Below are 17810 nucleotides of genomic sequence, written 5' to 3'. Positions count from 1 at the left end.
AACGGAGTGAGCATATGCAACACGAAGTACACACCCACGGTATCGACATGGCCGCCCTCGGCCGGCAGAAGCAGGGCCTCAACCTGGCGGACGAGACCGTCGCCCTGGAAGTGCCCGGCCTCAACCTGTTCTACGGCGACAAGCAGGCGCTGTTCGACGTGTCGATGAACATCCCCAAGCAGCGCGTGACCGCCTTCATCGGCCCGTCCGGCTGCGGCAAGTCGACCCTGCTGCGCACCTTCAACCGGATGAACGACCTGGTCGACGGCTGCCGCGTGGAAGGCGAGATCCGCCTCGATGGCCACGACATCTACAAGAAGGGCGTGGACGTCGCCGAGCTGCGCCGCCGCGTCGGCATGGTGTTCCAGAAGCCCAACCCGTTCCCCAAGAGCATCTACGAGAACGTGGTCTACGGCCTGCGCATCCAGGGCGTGAACCAGAAGCGCGTGCTCGACGAGACCGTGGAGTGGGCGCTGAAGAGCGCCGCCCTGTGGGACGAAGTGAAGGACCGCCTGCACGACTCCGCCCTCGGTCTGTCCGGCGGCCAGCAGCAGCGCCTGGTGATCGCCCGTACCGTGGCGGTGCAGCCGGAAGTGCTGCTGCTCGACGAACCCTGCTCGGCGCTCGACCCGATCTCCACCCTCAAGGTCGAGGAGCTGATCTACGAGCTGAAGAGCAAGTACACCATCGTCATCGTCACCCACAACATGCAGCAGGCGGCGCGCGTCTCCGACTACACCGCGTTCATGTACATGGGCAAGCTGATCGAGTTCGGCGATACCGACACGCTGTTCACCAACCCGGCGAAGAAACAGACGGAAGACTACATCACCGGCCGTTACGGCTAACGGCAGCTGCAAGCCGCAAGCTTCAAGCGGCAAGGAAGCGCGACCTCGACGACGATTAACTTGCGGCTTGAAGCTTGCAGCTTGAAGCTCGCGGAGCGACCAAGATGATCAACAAAGACAGCCTCACCCATCACATCTCCCAGCAGTTCAACGCCGAGCTGGAGGAAGTGCGCAGCCACCTCCTGGCGATGGGCGGCCTGGTCGAGAAGCAGGTCAACGACGCGGTCACCGCGCTGATCGAGGCCGACTCCGGCCTGGCCCAGCAGGTGCGCGAGATCGACGACCAGATCAACCAGATGGAAACCAACATCGACGAGGAATGCCTGCGCATCCTCGCCCGCCGCCAACCGGCCGCCTCCGACCTGCGCCTGATCATCAGCGTGTCGAAGTCGGTGATCGACCTCGAGCGCATCGGCGACGAGGCCTCGAAGATCGCCAAGCGCGCCATCGAGCTGTGCGAGAGCGGCGAGGCGCCGCGCGGCTACGTCGAGGTGCGCCACATCGGCGACCAGGTGCGCAAGATGGTGCAGGAGTCGCTGGACGCCTTCGCCCGTTTCGACGCCGAACTGGCCCTGTCCGTGGCCCAGTACGACAAGACCATCGACCGCGAGTACAAGAGCGCCCTGCGCGAACTGGTCACCTACATGATGGAAGACCCGCGTTCGATCACCCGCGTGCTGTCGATCATCTGGGTGCTGCGTTCGCTGGAGCGCATCGGCGACCACGCGCGCAACATCGCCGAGCTCGTCATCTACCTGGTGCGCGGCACCGACGTGCGCCACATGGGGCTGGCGCGCATGCAGGAAGAAGTGCAGGGCGGCAAGAGCGAGTGAGGTTGCCGGGCGGCTTCGTGCCGCCCGGACGACCATCGGGGCGACTCGTTGGCCTTGAGCCACCATCCGCAGCTATGCTTGTCGGCATCGTTGTCGGGAGTGGTCGATGAGCAAAGTCAGTGTGCTGGTGGTGGACGACGCCACCTTTATCCGTGATCTGGTGAAGAAGGGCCTGCGCGACCACTTCCCCGGCATCCAGATCGACGAAGCGATCAACGGCCGCAAGGCCCAGCAGATGCTCGCCCGCCAGCCGGCCGACCTGATCCTCTGTGATTGGGAAATGCCGGAGCTGTCCGGCCTCGAACTGCTCACCTGGTGCCGCGAGCAGGACGAACTCAAGACCACCCCGTTCATCATGGTCACCAGTCGCGGCGACAAGGAGAACGTGGTGCAGGCCATCCAGGCCGGCGTCTCCGACTACATCGGCAAGCCCTTCTCCAACGACCAGCTGGTGACCAAGGTCAAGAAGGCCCTGCACCGCGCCGGCAAGCTGCAGGCCCTGGCCGCCAGCGCGCCGCCGAAGATGCTCAGCAGCGGCGCCTTCGCCAACGACTCCCTGGCCGCCCTGACCGGCGGCAAGGCCGAGGTGGTACAACCCGCCGCCAAGCCGGCCGCCGCGCCCAGGGCGGCGCCCGCCCCGGCCCCCGCCAGCGCATCGAAGCCCTCGGCCAGCAGCGGCGGCCGTGGCCAGGGCCAGTTGCGCCTGCCCTCCGGCAGCATGGCCTGCGTGATCAAGGCGCTGAGCCTCAAGGAGGCCCTGCTGGTGGTCCGGCGCACCGAGCAGCTGCCCCAGGTGCTGGAGAGCGCCGTGCTCGACCTGGAGCAGGGCGAGGCCGCCGAGACCGCGCGCCTCAATGGCTACCTGCACGCCGTGGCGGCCCTGGAGCCGAAGCCGGACAGCGAATGGCTGCAGCTGACCTTCAAGTTCGTCGACCGCGACCCGCAGAAGCTCGACTACCTGTCCCGCCTGATCGCCCGCGGCACCGCGCAGAAGCACTTCGTCCCGGGCGCGTAACCCCGCTGCACTTCCGTAGGGTGCGCCGTGCGCACCGTCTCGGCGCCATTGGTGCGCACGGCGCACCCTACGGCACCGGCCATCGATAAAAAAAGCCGCTTCCGGTCGTGGCGGAAGCGGCTTCGGGCATCCGGGCCGAGGCCCGAAATCAGCTCGCCATCATGCGTCCGGTTTCTTCCAGGTTGATGTGCCACTGCAGCGCCTCGCGCAGCAGGTGCGGGGTGTGGCCGCCGCGATCGCAGGCGCGGGCGAAGTAGTCGTTCAGCGGGCCGCGGAAGTCCGGGTGCACGCAGTTGTCGATGATCGCCCGGGCGCGCTCGCGCGGCGCCAGGCCGCGCAGATCGGCCAGGCCCTGCTCGGTGACCAGGATGTCGACGTCGTGCTCGCTGTGGTCCACGTGGCTGACCATCGGCACCACGCTGGAGATCGCGCCGCCCTTGGCGATGGATTTGGTGACGAAGATCGCCAGGTGGGCGTTGCGGGCGAAATCGCCGGATCCGCCGATGCCGTTCATCATCCGGGTGCCGCCCACGTGGGTGGAGTTGACGTTGCCGTACAGGTCGAACTCTAGCGCGGTGTTGATGCCGATGATGCCCAGCCGGCGCACCAGCTCGGGGTGGTTGGAGATTTCCTGCGGGCGCAGCACCAGCTTGTCCTTGTAGCGCTCCAGGTTGCCGAACACCCGCTCGTTGCAGCGTGCCGACAGGGTGATCGAGCAGCCGGAGGCGAAGCGCATCTTGCCGGCGTCGATCAGCTCGAAAGTGGAGTCCTGCAGCACCTCGGAGTACATCACCAGGTCCTCGAAAGGCGATTCCAGCAGGCCGCACATCACCGCGTTGGCGATGCTGCCGATGCCGGCCTGCAGCGGGCCGAGGTTCTTCGGCAGGCGGCCGGCCTCGACCTCGCGGCCGAAGAAGGCGATCAGGTGGTCGGCGATGGCCTGGGTGTCGGCGTCCGGCGGGGTGACCGTGGAGTAGGAGTCGGCCTGGTCGGTAACGACGATGGCGACGATCTTCTCCGGCGGGATCGGGATGGCGCCGCTGCCGATGCGCTGGTCGGCGCGCACCAGCGGGATCGGCGTGCGCGTCGGCCGGTAGGTCGGGATATAGATGTCGTGCAGGCCTTCGAGGTTGGGGTTGTGCGCCAGGTTGATCTCGACGATCACCTTGTCGGCGAAGATCGCGAAGCTGGCCGAGTTGCCCACGGAGGTGGTCGGCACGATGTGGCCTTCCTCGGTGATGGCCACCGCCTCGATCACCGCGATGTCCGGCTTCTTCAGCTGCAGGTTGCGGATCTGCTCGACGGTGTCGGACAGGTGCTGGTCGATGAACATCACGCTGCCGTCGTTGATCGCCTTGCGCAGGGTCGAGTCGACCTGGAACGGCATGCGCCGGGCCAGCACGCCGGCCTCGGTGAGCTGCTTGTCGAGGTCGTTGCCCAGGCTGGCGCCGGTCATCAGGCTGATCCGCAGCGGCTGGGCCTTGGCCCGCTCGGCCAGCGCGCGGGGCACCGCCTTGGCCTCGCCGGCGCGGGTGAAGCCGCTCATGCCGACGGTCATGCCGTCTTCGATCAGGGCCGCGGCCTCGGCCGCACTCATCAGCTTGTCCAGCAGGGCTGGCAGGCGCACGCGATCAGAATACATGGGGGCTTACTCGGCGGCGGAAAGAACAGCGGCGGAGTCTAGGGGCTGGGTCCGGCCGTGCCAGTTCGACCAAGGTCGGATTGAGCGCCTTTCGTCGGCGGGTGTGGATTTCCTCGCAGCCTGGCGCCCCGGTGCTCGCATGCTCCCCGCCGCGCTGCTAGTCTTGCCGATCCCGGGGATTCAACGACACATTCGAAGTTATGCTAGGGCGTTCATTCGTTTTCGGCGCATTGCTGCTGCTCGCCGGCCAGGCCAGTGCGCTGACCATCTACAAGTATGTCGACAAGCACGGCACCGTGACCTATAGCGACAAGGCCATGCCTGGCGCCCAGGTGCTGGTGTTCCGCGACCGCATGGTCGAGAAGCTGGACAGCCAGGTGAAGCTGGAGACCAAGAAGCACGACGGCGGCGAGACCCTGCAGGTGCGCAACGACCTGTACGCGCCGGTGGAGGTCGAGTTGCGCCTGGACGCGGTGGTCAACGCCGTGGGCGCGCCGGACGAGCCGATCCGCTGGGTGCTGCCGCCGCGCAGCGCCATTCGCCTGGCGACCCTCGCCCCGCGCGAGGGCGACAAGCCCATGAGCTACAAGCCGAAGCTGCGCTACGCCATGGGCGATCCGCGCCAGCTGCCGCAGTTGTACAACTACCCGCTGCCCTGGCGCGGCGGCCCGTTCCGCCTGACCCAGGGGGCCAACGGCAAGTACAGCCACTTCACGCCCAAGGGGCGCTACGCCATGGACATCGCCATGCCCGAGGGCACGCCGATCGTCGCGGCGCGCCGCGGCACGGTGGTGAAGACCGAGAACCAGCAGAGCGGGCGCGGCAACAACCCCTCCGGCAACTACGTGCGCATCCTGCACGACGACGGCACCATGGGCGTCTACCTGCACCTGATGCGCGGCTCGGTGGAAGTCAGCGAAGGCCAGTGGGTCGAGGCCGGCAGCCAGATCGCCCGCTCCGGCAACACCGGCAACAGCACCGGCCCGCACCTGCACTTCGTGGTGCAGCGCAACATCGGCCTGGCGCTGGAGTCCATCCCGTTCGACTTCGCCCAGCCGGTGGACAGCCTGCCCAACTTCGCCGTCGGCGGCGAATAGCCCAACCGGCTCCACTCCCCGAATCGCCTCACCGCGGCGCGCACTGAAAACAGGCGCCTGCCAGCCGGTGGTGCGCCCACGCTCGCCCGCCGGCCCGCGCGCGGCACATCGCCCACGCCGGCATCGCGGACGCAAGTCCCTGAATGCCGGCGATTTTCTTAACTGCTCCGGCAGATTTCCGATGCCTGGCACCGGACTTGCAAAATCCTCCCCGAACGGGATGAGTCACCCGCGCCGGCCGCAGTCGGCTGGCGCTCATGACGATTTGCACATCGGAGTTGCATCACAGGCGAACTAGGGTTCCGGTCCACGGCAGTGGATGGCTGGTCCGAGAGTTTTCCGGCCCTAGGGAGCAGGGCTACACGGCGGGAGAAAAGCCCGGGAGACGTGACGTCATCCCGTGCCCGATTCCCCACGTGTAGGAGCAATGCCATGAACCCGATGCTGTCCCCGCGTTTCCTGCGCAAGACCCTCCTCGGCGCCTGCTTCGCCAGCCTCGCCGCCCTGCTTCCGCTTTCTGCCCAGGCCGTCGAGAAGATGAAGATCGGCACCGTGGTGTGGGCCGGCTACGGCCCGTTCTACGTCGCCGACGCCCTCGACCTGTACAAGGCCCACGATCTCAAGGTCGAACTGCAGTTCTTCAACGACCCGGCGCTGATCCCCTCGGCGCTGGCCGGCAACGCCCTCGACGGCGGCATGCTGACCTACGACCAGGTGGTCGGCGGCGTGGCCAAGGGCCTCAAGCACCGGGTGGTGATGCCCATCGACTTCTCCAACGGCGGCGATGCCATCGTCGCCGACAAGTCGGTCGCCTCGGTGGCCGACTTCAAGGGCAAGAAGGTCGGCTTCAACCCGCTGTCGCCGTCCGACTTCCTGTTGGCCTACGCGCTGAAGAGCAACGGCTTGTCGGAGAAGGACATCAGCCCGGTGAACATGACCCCCGAGGGCATCCCCGGCGCGATGGCCAGCGGCAGCCTGCCGGTGGGCGTGACCTACGAGCCGAACGTGTCGCAGATCCTCGGCATGCCCGGCGACAAGTTCCACGTCGTGTACTCCTCCAAGGACGCTCCCGGCCTGATCACCGACGTGCTGGTGTTCGACGAGAAGGTCATCGCCAAGCGCCCGGCGGCGATCAAGGCGCTGATGCAGGGCTACCTGGACGGCCTGGCCTACATGCAGAGCCACCCGGAGGAGGCCGCCGGGATCATCGGCAAGGTGCTCGGCGTCAGCGCCGAGGAAGCCAAGGAGCAGATGAGCGGCGTGTACAACATCCCGCTGGCCGAGATGGGCAAGAACTTCGAGCCGTCCGAGGCCACCAGCTCGTTCTTCGGCAGCGGCGCGGTGATCGGCAAGCTGCTCAAGGATAACGGCCAGATTCCCGCCATCCCCGACTTCGCCAGCACCTTCGACGCCCAGTTCGTCGAGGCCCTGGCCAAGTAACGGCAAAGGCTCGCCTGGCCACTCCACCACCGTCATCCCCGCGTAAGCGGGGACCCAGCCAGGCGACGCCACTGGATTCCCGCCTGCGCGGGAATGACGAGGATGAAAGAAGGGCGGTTACCCACCCCGCCCCTGCGTTGCCCCAGGTCGTCTTCCCCGCGCAGGCGGGGACCCAGGCAGGCAGCGCACTGGATTCCCGCCTGCGCGGGAATGACGAGGATGCAAGAGGGGCGGTTATCAACCCCGCCCCTGCGCTGCCCCAGGCCGTCTTCCCCACGCAGGCGGGGACCCAGTCAGGCGACGCCACTGGATTCCCGCCTGCGCGGGAATGACGAGGATGCAAGAAGGCGGTTATCCACATCGCCCCTGTGTTGCCCCAGGCCGTCGTCCCCGCGCAGGCGGGGCCCCAGCCAGGCAACGCACTGGATTCCCGCCTGCGCGGGAATGACGAGGATGCAAGAAGGGCGGTTATCCACGCCGCCCTGCGTTGCCCCAGGCCGTCTTCCCCGCGCAGGCGGGGACCCAGCCAGGCAACGCAACTGGATTCCCGCCCACGCGGGAATGACGAGGATGAAAGAGGCGCCGGGCTATCCCGTCGCCCATGACGCCAACCGGTATCCGGAGGAACCCATGTCCACCCAGATCTACCGCTATGCCGACGGCCGCGTGCCCAACAGCCTGGCCATCGCCTACGCCCTCGGCGGCTACGCGCTCGGTATCGGCCTGCTGCTGGCCGACAGCTGGCTGCTCAACGCCGCCGGCACCCTGCTGCTCGGCCACGCGATGATCGTCGCCGCCTACCTGATCCACGAGTTCGCCCACGGCACCATCTTCGCCAAGCCCAAGCACAACGAGTGGGCCGGCGAGGTCGCCAGCTGGATCTGCGGCAGCTGCTATGCCGGCTTCCAGGACCTGCGCAAGAAGCACATGCGCCACCACGTCGACCGCGCCGACGTGATCACCTTCGACACCAAGCAGTTCCTCAACCAGAAGTGCCCGGGCTGGCTGCGCGGGCTGGTGCTGGCCGCCGAATGGGCCTACGTGCCGGCGGTGGAGCTGATCATGCACTGGTACGTGATCGTGCTGCCGTTCATCACCACCAACGAGAAGCACCGCGCGCACCGGCGCAAGGTGGCGCTGACCCTGCTGGTGCGCCTGGCGCTGTTCGGCCTGCTCGCGGCGGTGTCACCGAAGGCGGCGATCCTCTACTTCGTGGCCTGGTCGATCATGCTCACCGTGCTGCGTTTCACCGATGCCTATCAGCACACCTACGACGCCTTCGCGGTGCTCGAGGACGGCGGCAAGATCCCCGCCGACAAGCAGCGCGACCGCGCCTACGAGCAGATGAACACCTACACCAACGTGGTCTCGGTGCGCTGGCCGGTGCTCGACCTGCTGCTCCTCAACTTCGCCTACCACAACGCCCACCACGAGAAGCCGGTGGCGCCCTGGTACCGCCTGCGCAGGCTGCACCATGAGCTGTACGGCGACGACTACGGCCAGGTGCTGCCGATGCGCCTGCTGCTCAAGAGCTTCCACCAGCACCGCCTGCGCCGGGTCGTCGATGACAACTATGGCGCGGTCGAGCCGAGCGGCGCGCAGCGCGCGGACGGCTTTTACGGCGCGGTCGGCGTGTCCTTCCTGACGGCGGTGTGACGATGATCGACTATCGTGGCAAGCGCGTACTGCTCACCGGCGCCGCCAGCGGCATCGGCCGCGGCCTGGCGCGGGCCTTCGCCGAGCAGGGCGCGACCCTGGAACTGCTCGACCGCAACGCCGAGGCGCTGGCCGCGGTGGCCGACGAACTGGCGCCGCTGACCGACGTGGCCTGGACCTGCGTCGAGCTGGGCGACAGCGCCGCCGTGGCGGCCTACGTCGAGCGGCGCGGCCACCTGCCGTTGGACGTGCTGATCAACAACGCCGGGGTGGAATACGCCACCCCGCTGGCCGAGACCGGCGCCGAGGCCGATGCCCGCTGGCAGGCGTTGCTGGACAACAACGTGGCTTCGATGCTGCGCCTGACCCGCGCCCTGCAGGGGCAGTTGCGCGACGGCGCCAGCGTGATCAACCAGGCCTCGATCTGGGGCCTCAAGGGTGTGCCGGGTTTCTCCGCCTACGTCGCCAGCAAGCACGCGGTGATCGGCCTGACCCGCTCGCTGGCCTGGGAGCTGGGACCACGGCGCATCCGCGTCAACGCGGTGTGCCCGGGCTGGATCGGCACCGACGCGGCGATGCGCTCGCTGGCGGTGATGGCCCAGGCCAGCGGCCGCAGCGAGGCCGACGAACTGGCGCTGATCCTCGCCGCCCAGGCGGTGCCCGAGCTGCTCACCCCGGCCGACCTGGCCGGCACCTTCCTGTTCCTCGGCAGTGCGCTGGCCGCGCCCGTCACCGGCCAGGCGCTGTCGGTCAGCCATGGCGAGGTGATGCACTGATGAAACCCCTGGCAGGCAAGACCGCGCTGGTCACCGGCGCCACCCAGGGCATCGGCCGGGCCATCGTCCTGGCGCTGGCGGACGCCGGCGCGACGGTGTGGATCAACCACCTCGACCAGCCCGAGGCGGCCGCCGCGCTGGTGGCGCGCATCGCCGCCGATGGCGGCCGGGCGCACGCGGTGCAGGCCGACGTCGCCTCGCCGGTGCAGGTCGCCGACATGTTCGGCTGGGTGCTCGCCGAGGACGACCTGGACATCCTGGTCAACAACGCCGGGATCATCCTGGAGAAACCCTTCCTCGACATCGGCGAGGAGGAGTGGGCGCGGGTGCTCGGGGTCGACCTGCACGCGGTGTACCGCTGCTGCCGCCACGCTCTGGCGCACATGCAGGCGCGCGGCGAGGGCTGCATCGTCAACATCGCCTCGGAGCTGGGCCAGATCGGCCGCGAGCGCTATGCCGCCTACTGCGCGGCCAAGGCCGGGGTGATCGGCCTGACCAAGGCGCTGGCCCGCGAATTCGCCCCGGCCATCCGCATCAACGCGGTGGCGCCGGGCCCGGTGGATACGCCGATGGTCTCGGTGGAGCACATGAGCGCGGAGATGGTCGCGCGCGAGACGGCGATCCCCGCCGGGCGCCTCGGCCGTCCGGAGGAGATCGCCGCCGCCGTGCTGTTCCTGGCCTCGGCCGGGGCCGGCTTCTTCCACGGCCAGACCCTGGGCGCCAACGGCGGTGCCTGGATGGGCGGCTGAGATGCGCCCCCTCTTCAGACCTGAGCTGGTCCTGCTGCTCGGCGCCAGCTTCTGGGGCCTGGGCTGGCTGCCGCTGGAGCACCTCGCCGGCCAGGGCCTGCGCGGCATGCCGGTGGTGCTCTACACCTACGGCCTGCTGTGCCTGGTGGCGCTGCCGGTCATGGTCGCCCAGCAGCGCACCTGGTGGCCGCAGCGTCGCGCCCTGGCGGTGATCTGCCTGTGCGGCGGCTGGGCCACCGCCGGGCTGGTCGGCGCGCTGTCCGAGGGCGACGTGGTGCGCGCCATGCTGCTGTTCTACCTGGCACCGGTGTGGGGCCTGCTCGGCGGCTGGCTGCTGCTCGGCGAACGGCTCAGCGCCAGCCGCGTCGGCGCCCTGGCGCTGGCCATGCTCGGCATCGCCCTGACCCTCGGCGTCAGCGCCGACACCTTCCGCCCGCTCGCCGGCAGCGACTGGCTGGCGCTGTCCGCCGGCCTGGCCTTCGCCTGCAACAACCTGGCGACCCGCGCCGCCGACCGCGTGCCGCTGGCCAGCAAGGCGGTGGTGGCCTTCGTCGGCGCGGCGTTGCTCGGCGGCCTGCTGTGCCTGCTGCAGGACACCGCGCTGCCGCCGGCCGGACCCGGCCTGTGGCTGCAGATCGCCCTGTTCGGCCTGTTCTGGCTGCTCGCCATGGGCGCCGCGCAATACGGCTTCAGCCACGTCGAGGCGAGCCGCGCCGCGGTGCTGGTGGTGATCGAGCTGGTGGTGGCGGTGCTCACCGCCGCCTGGTTCGGCGAGCGCGAGCTGGGCCTGCGCGAATGGTGTGGCGGTGCCCTGGTGCTGCTTGCCGCGCTGCTCGCCGAGCGGCCGAGCCGACCTTCTTCTTCCGTTCTCTGTGAGGCCAAGTCATGACCGTACGCATGGACCAGCTCAGCTGGGTCGAATACGCGCGCCGCGTGCGCGAACTGTCGCCGGTGGTGTTCCTGCCCTGCGGCGCCACCGAACAGCACGGCCCGCACCTGCCGCTGGGCACCGACGCGCTGCTTGCCAGCGCCATCTGCGAGGACGTCGCCGCGCGTGTCGGCGGCCTGGTCGCCCCGGCGCTGTCCTACGGCTACAAGTCGCAGCCCAAGTGCGGCGGCGGCAACCACTTCTGCGGCACCACCAGCCTCGACGGGCAGACCCTGATCGCCCTGGTGCGCGACGCCGTGCGCGAGTTCGCCCGCCACGGCGTGACCCGCCTGGTGTTGGTCGACGGCCACTACGAGAACCAGTGGTTCGTCACCGAGGGCATCGAGCTGGCGATCCGCGAGCTGGGGCCGCAGAGCGCGCTGCGGGTGATGCGCCTGGAGCACTGGGACTTCTGCACCGAGCAGACCCTGGCCGACGTGTTCCCCGACGGCTTCCCCGGCTTCGCCCTGGAGCACGCGGCGGTGATCGAGACCTCGCTGATGCTGCACTACCTGCCGCAGCTGGTGCGCCTCGACCTGATTCCCGACGACGGCCCGGCCGACTTCCCGCCCTACGACATGTACCCGCCGCGTACCGAATGGGTGCCGCCGTCCGGCGTGCTGTCCTCGGCCAGGGGCTCGACGGCGGAGAAGGGCGCGCTGATGGCCGCCGACATCGCCGGTGGCATCGCCAGCGCGGTGCGCAAGGAGTTCGCCCTGTGAGCACCGCGCTGATCGTGATCGACATGCAGCGCGATTTCTGCGCGCCGGGAGGCTACGCCGACCGCGCCGGCCTCGACGTCGGCCGCCTGCGCGCGCCGATCCCGGCGATCCAGCGCCTGCTGGCCGGCGCCCGCGCCCGTGGCCTGCTGGTGCTGCACACCCGCGAGGGTCACCGCCCGGACCTGTCCGACCTGCCGGCACTCAAGCGCCGCCGCGCCGAGGCCGCCGGTGCGCCCATCGGCGGGCGTGGTCCGCTCGGCCGCCTGCTGGTGCGTGGCGAGTTCGGCCACGACCTGATCGACGAACTGCGCCCCGAGCCCGGCGAGCCGGTGATCGACAAGCCCGGCTACAGCGCTTTCGCCGCCACCGACCTGGAGCTGCTACTGCGCAATCGCGGCATCACCGAGCTGATCATCACCGGGGTGACCACCGAGGTCTGCGTGTCCTCGACCCTGCGCAGCGCGGTGGACCTCGGCTACGCCTGCACCCTGGTCTCCGACGCCTGCGCCTCGGCCGACCCGGCGCTGCACGCCGCCGCCCTGGCCATGGTCGCGGTGGAGGGCGGCATCTTCGGCCGCGTGCTGGACAGCGCCGCGTTGCTGGCCGAGTGGGAGGGCGCATGAAGTCCGTCCCCGAGCCTTACCTGGGCGTGTGGCAGCGCACCCTGCTGACCACCACCGATGGCGTGCACGACACCGCCACCGCCGTGTACTGGCTGCAGACCGCACGCCTGTTCGCCGACCTGCGCATTCCCCAGCCCGGCCCGCGGGATGCCGCCGGGCGCGCGCTGCAGGCCGGTTTCGCCGGCGTCACCGCCATCGACGGCGACATCTGCCAGTGGCACCGGGCGATCGACTTCCAGCCGCCCAACGGCCGCGACGATATCGGTCGCATGCGCTTCGAGCGCGCCGACTACCTGCTCGAAGACGGCCTCGACGGCAGCTACCACGAGGTCTGGGAGCGCCTGCCGGAATCGCTCGGGCGCAACTGGGGCGTGTGGCTCGCGGCGAACGGCGGCCGCCAGGGCTGCCTGCTGCTGGCTGGCGACTATTTTCTGTTCGCCGCCGGGCGCGGGGCCGTACTGCCGCCAGCCGAGTCGCTCAGCGCGCTGCTGGTGGAGGGCGACGCCGAGGCGCTGCTGGCCTTCGAGCTGTCCTTCGGCCGCCACCGGGGCGGCCGTACGCCCTGGGCCATCGAGCTTTCCACCCTGGCCGGCCGCGCCGGCCAGGCCCTGTTGCCGGCGACGGTCGATCCGGACGGACTCGACCGTGCCCTGACTACCGCCGTGCTGGCCGAACTCGGTGCGCTGCCTCCCGCAGGCGGATGGCAGCGCCGCGAGTCGCCCCTGTTCGCCGAGGAGGTGACGCCATGACCGCCCATCAACCCCTGCCCGAAAGCCGTCCCAGCGTCGCGCCACCGCGCCCGCGCTGGTGGGTCATCCGCGGCGAGCTGCCGCGCGGCGCGATCTGGGGTCTGGCCGCCGCCGGCCTGCTGCTGCCGCTGGCGCTGTGGTGGCTGGCCAGCGCCGCCGGGGTCTCCAACCCGATGTTCCTGCCCGGCCCGGACGCGGTGCTGGCGCGGGTCGGCCGCTGGTGGAGCGAGGAGGGCCTGCTCGCCGACATCGGCATCAGCGTGTACCGGGTCATGGCCGGTTTCGCCGCCTCGGCGCTGATCGCCCTGCCGCTGGGCCTGTACATCGGCACCTATCGCCCGGTGCAGGCCTTCCTCGAACCGCTCACCGACTTCATCCGCTACATGCCGGCGGTGGCCTTCATCCCGCTGATCATGCTGTGGGTCGGCATCGACGAGGGTTCCAAGGTGCTGATCATCTTCATCGGCACCTTCTTCCAGATGGTGCTGATGGTGGCCGAGGACGTGCGCCGGGTGCCCATGGCGCAGATCGAGGCGGCGCAGACCATGGGCGCCTCGCGCGGCGAGATCGTCAAGCTGGTGATCCTGCCCTCGGCGCGCCCGGCGCTGCTCGACACCCTGCGCATCACCTGCGGCTGGGCCTGGACCTACCTGGTGGTGGCCGAGCTGGTGGCGGCCAACTCCGGCCTCGGCTACGCCATCCTCAAGGCGCAGCGCTACATGCACACCGACAAGATCTTCGCCGGCATCATCCTGATCGGCGTCATCGGCCTGCTCACCGACCAGGCGTTCCGCTGGCTCGGCCGGGTGGCCTTCCCCTGGATGAAGAGGTAAGCGCGATGAACGAGAGCAAGATCCAAGTGCGCCGCGTGGGCAAGCTGTTCAAGAGCAAGGGCCGCGAGGTGCAGGCGCTGCAGGACGTCAGCCTGGACATCCGCGCCAACGAGTTCATCACCTTCGTCGGCGCCTCCGGCTGTGGCAAGTCGACCCTGCTGCGCAGCATCGGCGGCCTGGAGCAGCACAGTGCCGGCGAGATACTGGTCGACGGCCGGCCGATCCACGGCCCCGGCATCGACCGCGCCATGGTGTTCCAGCATTACAGCCTGTACCCCTGGCTGACGGTGATGGAGAACATCAGGTTCTGCCGCCAGCTCAAGGTGGTCAGCGACACCGTGCGCGGCGACGCCGACGTCGAGGTGGCCAGCGGCCGCGCCGACGCGCTGCTCAACCTGATGGGCCTGTCGGCCTTCGCCGGGGCCTATCCCAACCAGCTCTCCGGCGGCATGCAGCAGCGCGTGGCGATCGCCCGCGCGCTGATGCCAAAGCCGCAGATCCTGCTGATGGACGAGCCGTTCGGCGCCCTCGACGCGCAGACCCGCGAGGTGATGCACGACCTGATCCGACACGTGCACCGGCTGGAGAAGAGCACCATCCTGTTCGTCACCCACGACGTCGAGGAGGCGATCTACCTCGGCGGCCGGGTGGTGCTGATGGCTCCGCGTCCGGGGCGCATCGACACGATCTACGAGGTGCCGTTGCCGGCCGAGCGCCACCAGGACATGAAGCTATCCGCCGAATTCCTCGCCCTCAAGAAGGAAATCCTCGCGCGCATCCGCGAGACCTCGGGCATGAACACCGACCTGGAATTGCTGGAGCAGCTGACCCGCGGCGTGCCGGCCTGAGCCGGCGCCGTCCCCGTGGCGGCGCCCTGTGCGCCGTCAGTGCAGCTCGCGGCCCTGGTCCAGGTGCTGGTCCACCAGCCATTTGCCGTGGGCGATGGAGGCGTGCTGGGCCTTGTCCAGGTCGCCGAGGAAGCCGAGCTGCAACGGCAGCGGCATGCGCCGCAGCGTCTCGCCGGTAGGAGTGGTGATCAGGCAGCCGCCCGCCCAGGGGGTGGGAATGCCCGGATGTTCGACGACCGCCGCCTTGATCTGGTAGTTGCGATGGACACAGTGCAGGTTCATGGCGATACCTCGTGGCTTGCCGGCGCCGCCTTCCTCGGCGTGCGGCGGGGCTGGGGTGGGTGCGCGGGGCGTCCGTTGCCCACATCCACCATAAGCCCGTCGCTGCCCCGCGCCGCAGCGAGCCGACGAAGGGCGCGCGGCCAGCTTTTTCCTCGCCAGCGAGCACAAAAAACATAATTTCGCGAATCCCCGGCGCTGAACAGAATGCGGCCATAACCCGGCGACAGCCGAGCCACTCCGTTCAGAGCCCGAGGAAAGCAACCCATGGCCGAGCCGCAGCAACCCACCCTCCAGAGTCTCACCGGCCGGCCGGCCGAAAAGATCGAGATAGATACCCTGGTGGTCGGCGCCGGGCAGGCCGGCGTGGCCATGAGCGAACACCTGGGCAAGCTCGGCGTCCCCCACCTGGTGCTGGAGAAGAACCGCATCGCCGAGGCCTGGCGCACCTGCCGCTGGGACTCGCTGGTGGCCAACGGCCCGGCCTGGCACGACCGCTTCCCCGGCCTGGAATTCGCCATCGACCCCGACGCCTTCCCGCACAAGGACATGGTCGCCGACTACTTCGAGGCCTATGCCCGCCAGATCGACGCGCCGATCCGCACCGGCGTGGAGGTGAAGCGGGTGCTGCGCAACGCCGACCGCCCCGGCTTCACCGTGGAGACCTCAATCGGCACGATCCAGGCCAGCCGGGTGGTGGCCGCCACCGGCCCGTTCCAGCGCCCGGTGATCCCGGCCATCGCACCGCGGAACGGCGCGGTCCTGCAGCTGCACTCCGCCGACTACCGCAACCCGCAGCAGCTGCCCGAGGGCGCGGTGCTGGTGGTCGGCGCCGGCTCCTCCGGCGTGCAGATCGCCGACGAGCTGAACCGCGCCGGGCGCCGCGTCTACCTCTCGGTCGGCGCCCACGACCGGCCGCCGCGCAGCTACCGGGGCCGCGACTTCGTCTGGTGGCTGGGCGTGCTCGGCCTGTGGGACATGGAGGCCGCCCAGCCGGGCAAGGAGCACGTGACCATCGCCGTGAGCGGCGCCCGCGGCGGCGAGACCATCGACTTCCGCCGGCTGGCCGGCGAGGGCATCACCCTGGTCGGCCTGACCCGCGCCTTCGACGGCGACCGGGTGCGCTTCCAGGACGACCTGGCGGACAACCTGGCGCGCGGCGACGAGAACTACCTGTCACTGCTGGACGCCGCCGACGCCTACATCGCCCGCAACGGCCTCGACCTGCCGGAGGAGCCCGAGGCGCGCAGGACCTTCCCCGAGCCGGAGTGCGTGAGCCGGCCGATCCTCGAACTGGACCTGCGGGCCGCCGGGGTCACCTCGATCATCTGGGCCACCGGCTACGCCACGGACTTCTCCTGGCTGCAGGTGGCGGCCTTCGACGAGCGGGGCAAGCCCAGGCATCAGCGCGGCGTGTCCAGCGAGCCGGGGGTGTACTTCGTCGGCCTGCCCTGGCTGTCGCGCCGTGGCTCCACCTTCATCTGGGGCGTGTGGCACGACGCCAAGCACGTCGCCGACCACATCGCCACCCAGCGCAAGTACCAGGCCTACTGCGACGCCGCGCAGCGCGAGGCGCAGGCCCCACAGAAAGTCAGCCTTCCGGGAGTCCGCTGATGCCCACCCATACCCGCATCCGCATGTTCAACACCAGGGACACCTACCCCAACCAGACCCTGGACAACGACCTGTGCCAGGCCGTGCGCGCCGGCAACACGGTGTACGTGCGCGGCCAGGTCGGCACCGACTTCGAGGGCCGGCTGGTCGGCCTCGGCGACCCGCGCGCGCAGGCCGAGCAGGCCATGAAGAACGTCAAGCAGCTGCTGGAAGAGGCCGGCAGCGACCTCTCGCACATCGTCAAGACCACCACCTACCTCATCGACCCGCGCTACCGCGAGCCGGTCTACCAGGAGGTCGGCAAGTGGCTCAAGGGCGTGTTCCCGATCTCCACCGGGCTGGTGGTGTCGGCCCTCGGCCAGCCGCAGTGGCTGATGGAGATCGACGTGATCGCGGTCATCCCTGACGACTGGGAGGCGCGCCCATGACCTTCTCCATCGTCGGCCGCTGCGCCGAGACCGGCCAGCTGGGCATCGCCATCAGTTCGTCGAGCATCGCCGTCGGCGCCCGCTGTCCCTGGCTGCGGGCCGGGGTCGGCGCGGTGTCGACGCAGAACATCACCCTGCCGGCGCTCGGGCCGCAGGTGCTCGACCTGCTGGAAGCCGGCGAGGCGCCCGCGGCGGCGCTGGACAAGGCGCTGACGCGCAACGGCTACGGCCAGTACCGCCAGGTGACGGTGATCGACAGCCACGGCGCCTGCGCCCACTTCACCGGCAGCGAGGCGCTCGGCGTGCACCACGCCCGCGCCGGCGAACAGTGCGTGGCGGCCGGCAACCTGCTGAGCACGCCGGCGGTGATCGACGCCATGGTCGAGGCCTTCGAGCAGAGCGGCGGCGGCCTGCCGGACCGCCTGCTGGCGGCGATGCACGCGGCGATGGCCGCCGGCGGCGAGGCCGGGCCTGTGCACTCGGCGGCGCTCTCGGTGGTCGGCGATCTGGTGTGGCCGGTGGTCGACCTGCGCGTCGACTGGGCCGACGAGGACCCGATCGGTGCGCTGGACGACCTCTGGCGCGCCTACGAGCCGCAGCTGCACGACTACATCACCCGTGCCCTCGACCCGACCCAGGCGCCGAGCTACGGCGTGCCGGGCGACGAATGAACGGTTCCCGGTGCGCGCGGCTCCCCGTAGGGTGCGCCGCGCGCACCGCTCGCTCCCAC

At 69.6% G+C, this 17810-nt stretch carries 19 protein-coding genes and 1 riboswitch; of the genes, 17 read left to right on the top strand and 2 right to left on the bottom strand.

Going from position 1 to position 17810, the window contains the following annotated elements:
• The first annotated feature begins 14 nt into the window (after nucleotides 1-14).
• From pstB to N7640_RS05410, 3 genes are all read left to right on the top strand, one after another.
• Entirely contained in the window at nucleotides 15-848 is an 834-nt protein-coding gene (gene pstB / locus N7640_RS05420; RefSeq protein ID WP_220812587.1) for a phosphate ABC transporter ATP-binding protein PstB, read from the top strand.
• A gap of 104 nt (nucleotides 849-952) precedes the next feature.
• Entirely contained in the window at nucleotides 953-1681 is a 729-nt protein-coding gene (gene phoU, locus N7640_RS05415) for a phosphate signaling complex protein PhoU (RefSeq protein WP_220812586.1), read from the top strand.
• Between the two features lie 106 nt (nucleotides 1682-1787).
• The gene (locus tag N7640_RS05410) at nucleotides 1788-2696 is read left to right on the top strand and encodes a response regulator (protein WP_279903040.1); all 909 of its coding nucleotides are present in this window, start codon (nucleotides 1788-1790) and stop codon (nucleotides 2694-2696) included.
• A gap of 148 nt (nucleotides 2697-2844) precedes the next feature.
• On the opposite strand, the gene N7640_RS05405 is transcribed toward N7640_RS05410, so the two are convergent.
• Complete coding sequence (locus tag N7640_RS05405) at nucleotides 2845-4338, bottom strand: acetyl-CoA hydrolase/transferase family protein (protein ID WP_279903039.1); 1494 nt, start codon at nucleotides 4336-4338, stop codon at nucleotides 2845-2847.
• A gap of 200 nt (nucleotides 4339-4538) precedes the next feature.
• Here N7640_RS05405 and N7640_RS05400 point away from each other — a divergent pair, with 200 nt between their 5' ends.
• The 11 genes from N7640_RS05400 to N7640_RS05350 all read left to right on the top strand — a co-directional run bounded on the left by N7640_RS05400 (nucleotide 4539) and on the right by N7640_RS05350 (nucleotide 14759).
• Nucleotides 4539-5435 carry a peptidoglycan DD-metalloendopeptidase family protein gene (locus N7640_RS05400; protein ID WP_220812583.1) on the top strand — a complete coding sequence of 299 codons (897 nt, stop codon included), beginning with the start codon at nucleotides 4539-4541 and terminating at the stop codon, nucleotides 5433-5435.
• A 283-nt stretch (nucleotides 5436-5718) separates the two neighbouring features.
• Nucleotides 5719-5822, top strand: a riboswitch (guanidine-I (ykkC/yxkD leader).
• Between the two features lie 54 nt (nucleotides 5823-5876).
• A complete protein-coding gene (locus tag N7640_RS05395; RefSeq protein WP_347815583.1) occupies nucleotides 5877-6875 on the top strand; it encodes an ABC transporter substrate-binding protein in 999 nt (332 codons plus the stop codon).
• Between the two features lie 630 nt (nucleotides 6876-7505).
• Nucleotides 7506-8531: a fatty acid desaturase gene (locus N7640_RS05390; RefSeq protein ID WP_279903037.1), complete on the top strand. Its 1026-nt coding sequence runs from the start codon at nucleotides 7506-7508 to the stop codon at nucleotides 8529-8531.
• Between the two features lie 2 nt (nucleotides 8532-8533).
• Nucleotides 8534-9307 (top strand): SDR family NAD(P)-dependent oxidoreductase, encoded by a 774-nt coding sequence (locus N7640_RS05385; protein WP_279903036.1) that lies wholly within the window; start codon nucleotides 8534-8536, stop codon nucleotides 9305-9307.
• Entirely contained in the window at nucleotides 9307-10056 is a 750-nt protein-coding gene (gene fabG / locus N7640_RS05380; protein ID WP_279903035.1) for a 3-oxoacyl-ACP reductase FabG, read from the top strand. The genes N7640_RS05385 and fabG overlap by 1 nt, the downstream gene beginning before the upstream one ends.
• A gap of 1 nt (nucleotide 10057) precedes the next feature.
• A complete protein-coding gene (locus N7640_RS05375) occupies nucleotides 10058-10945 on the top strand; it encodes a DMT family transporter (RefSeq protein WP_279903034.1) in 888 nt (295 codons plus the stop codon).
• On the top strand, nucleotides 10942-11706 hold the full coding sequence (locus N7640_RS05370) for a creatininase (RefSeq protein ID WP_279903033.1): 765 nt from the start codon (nucleotides 10942-10944) through the stop codon (nucleotides 11704-11706). The genes N7640_RS05375 and N7640_RS05370 overlap by 4 nt, the downstream gene beginning before the upstream one ends.
• On the top strand, nucleotides 11703-12329 hold the full coding sequence (locus N7640_RS05365) for an isochorismatase family cysteine hydrolase (RefSeq protein WP_262880298.1): 627 nt from the start codon (nucleotides 11703-11705) through the stop codon (nucleotides 12327-12329). Before N7640_RS05370 ends, N7640_RS05365 begins: the two co-directional genes overlap by 4 nt.
• Nucleotides 12326-13078, top strand: a complete 753-nt coding sequence (locus tag N7640_RS05360) for a hypothetical protein (RefSeq protein ID WP_279903031.1) — start codon at nucleotides 12326-12328, stop codon at nucleotides 13076-13078. Before N7640_RS05365 ends, N7640_RS05360 begins: the two co-directional genes overlap by 4 nt.
• Nucleotides 13075-13911: an ABC transporter permease gene (locus N7640_RS05355; RefSeq protein WP_279903030.1), complete on the top strand. Its 837-nt coding sequence runs from the start codon at nucleotides 13075-13077 to the stop codon at nucleotides 13909-13911. Before N7640_RS05360 ends, N7640_RS05355 begins: the two co-directional genes overlap by 4 nt.
• Before the next feature lie 5 nt (nucleotides 13912-13916).
• Nucleotides 13917-14759, top strand: a complete 843-nt coding sequence (locus N7640_RS05350) for an ABC transporter ATP-binding protein (RefSeq protein ID WP_279903029.1) — start codon at nucleotides 13917-13919, stop codon at nucleotides 14757-14759.
• Between the two features lie 36 nt (nucleotides 14760-14795).
• On the opposite strand, the gene N7640_RS05345 is transcribed toward N7640_RS05350, so the two are convergent.
• Complete coding sequence (locus tag N7640_RS05345) at nucleotides 14796-15041, bottom strand: hypothetical protein (protein ID WP_220812574.1); 246 nt, start codon at nucleotides 15039-15041, stop codon at nucleotides 14796-14798.
• Nucleotides 15042-15305: 264 nt separating this feature from the next.
• Between N7640_RS05345 and N7640_RS05340 the strand changes: the two genes are divergently transcribed.
• Genes N7640_RS05340 through N7640_RS05330 form a run of 3 tightly spaced genes read left to right on the top strand, consistent with a single transcriptional unit; the run spans nucleotide 15306 to nucleotide 17751 of the window.
• Nucleotides 15306-16652, top strand: a complete 1347-nt coding sequence (locus N7640_RS05340) for an NAD(P)/FAD-dependent oxidoreductase (protein WP_279903027.1) — start codon at nucleotides 15306-15308, stop codon at nucleotides 16650-16652.
• The gene (locus tag N7640_RS05335; protein WP_220812572.1) at nucleotides 16652-17080 is read left to right on the top strand and encodes a RidA family protein; all 429 of its coding nucleotides are present in this window, start codon (nucleotides 16652-16654) and stop codon (nucleotides 17078-17080) included. Before N7640_RS05340 ends, N7640_RS05335 begins: the two co-directional genes overlap by 1 nt.
• Nucleotides 17077-17751 (top strand): DUF1028 domain-containing protein, encoded by a 675-nt coding sequence (locus N7640_RS05330; protein WP_220812571.1) that lies wholly within the window; start codon nucleotides 17077-17079, stop codon nucleotides 17749-17751. The genes N7640_RS05335 and N7640_RS05330 overlap by 4 nt, the downstream gene beginning before the upstream one ends.
• Nucleotides 17752-17810 lie beyond the last annotated feature (59 nt).

This window comes from Pseudomonas sp. GD04015 (assembly GCF_029837675.1).
Classification (GTDB): Bacteria; Pseudomonadota; Gammaproteobacteria; order Pseudomonadales; family Pseudomonadaceae; genus Aquipseudomonas; species Aquipseudomonas paralcaligenes.
Note: the sequence above shows the minus strand (reverse complement) of the source record. Positions and strands in the feature narration are given on the sequence as shown.

Excerpts from the sequence above, each read along its gene's own strand:
- pstB (WP_220812587.1), top strand. The coding sequence starts at position 15 with ATGCAACACGAAGTACACACCCACGGTATCGACATGGCCGCCCTCGGC.
- phoU (WP_220812586.1), top strand. The coding sequence starts at position 953 with ATGATCAACAAAGACAGCCTCACCCATCACATCTCCCAGCAGTTCAAC.
- N7640_RS05410 (WP_279903040.1), top strand. The coding sequence starts at position 1,788 with ATGAGCAAAGTCAGTGTGCTGGTGGTGGACGACGCCACCTTTATCCGT.
- N7640_RS05405 (WP_279903039.1), bottom strand. The coding sequence starts at position 4,338 with ATGTATTCTGATCGCGTGCGCCTGCCAGCCCTGCTGGACAAGCTGATG.
- N7640_RS05400 (WP_220812583.1), top strand. The coding sequence starts at position 4,539 with ATGCTAGGGCGTTCATTCGTTTTCGGCGCATTGCTGCTGCTCGCCGGC.
- N7640_RS05395 (WP_347815583.1), top strand. The coding sequence starts at position 5,877 with ATGCTGTCCCCGCGTTTCCTGCGCAAGACCCTCCTCGGCGCCTGCTTC.
- N7640_RS05390 (WP_279903037.1), top strand. The coding sequence starts at position 7,506 with ATGTCCACCCAGATCTACCGCTATGCCGACGGCCGCGTGCCCAACAGC.
- N7640_RS05385 (WP_279903036.1), top strand. The coding sequence starts at position 8,534 with ATGATCGACTATCGTGGCAAGCGCGTACTGCTCACCGGCGCCGCCAGC.
- fabG (WP_279903035.1), top strand. The coding sequence starts at position 9,307 with ATGAAACCCCTGGCAGGCAAGACCGCGCTGGTCACCGGCGCCACCCAG.
- N7640_RS05375 (WP_279903034.1), top strand. The coding sequence starts at position 10,058 with ATGCGCCCCCTCTTCAGACCTGAGCTGGTCCTGCTGCTCGGCGCCAGC.
- N7640_RS05370 (WP_279903033.1), top strand. The coding sequence starts at position 10,942 with ATGACCGTACGCATGGACCAGCTCAGCTGGGTCGAATACGCGCGCCGC.
- N7640_RS05360 (WP_279903031.1), top strand. The coding sequence starts at position 12,326 with ATGAAGTCCGTCCCCGAGCCTTACCTGGGCGTGTGGCAGCGCACCCTG.
- N7640_RS05355 (WP_279903030.1), top strand. The coding sequence starts at position 13,075 with ATGACCGCCCATCAACCCCTGCCCGAAAGCCGTCCCAGCGTCGCGCCA.
- N7640_RS05350 (WP_279903029.1), top strand. The coding sequence starts at position 13,917 with ATGAACGAGAGCAAGATCCAAGTGCGCCGCGTGGGCAAGCTGTTCAAG.
- N7640_RS05345 (WP_220812574.1), bottom strand. The coding sequence starts at position 15,041 with ATGAACCTGCACTGTGTCCATCGCAACTACCAGATCAAGGCGGCGGTC.
- N7640_RS05340 (WP_279903027.1), top strand. The coding sequence starts at position 15,306 with ATGGCCGAGCCGCAGCAACCCACCCTCCAGAGTCTCACCGGCCGGCCG.
- N7640_RS05335 (WP_220812572.1), top strand. The coding sequence starts at position 16,652 with ATGCCCACCCATACCCGCATCCGCATGTTCAACACCAGGGACACCTAC.
- N7640_RS05330 (WP_220812571.1), top strand. The coding sequence starts at position 17,077 with ATGACCTTCTCCATCGTCGGCCGCTGCGCCGAGACCGGCCAGCTGGGC.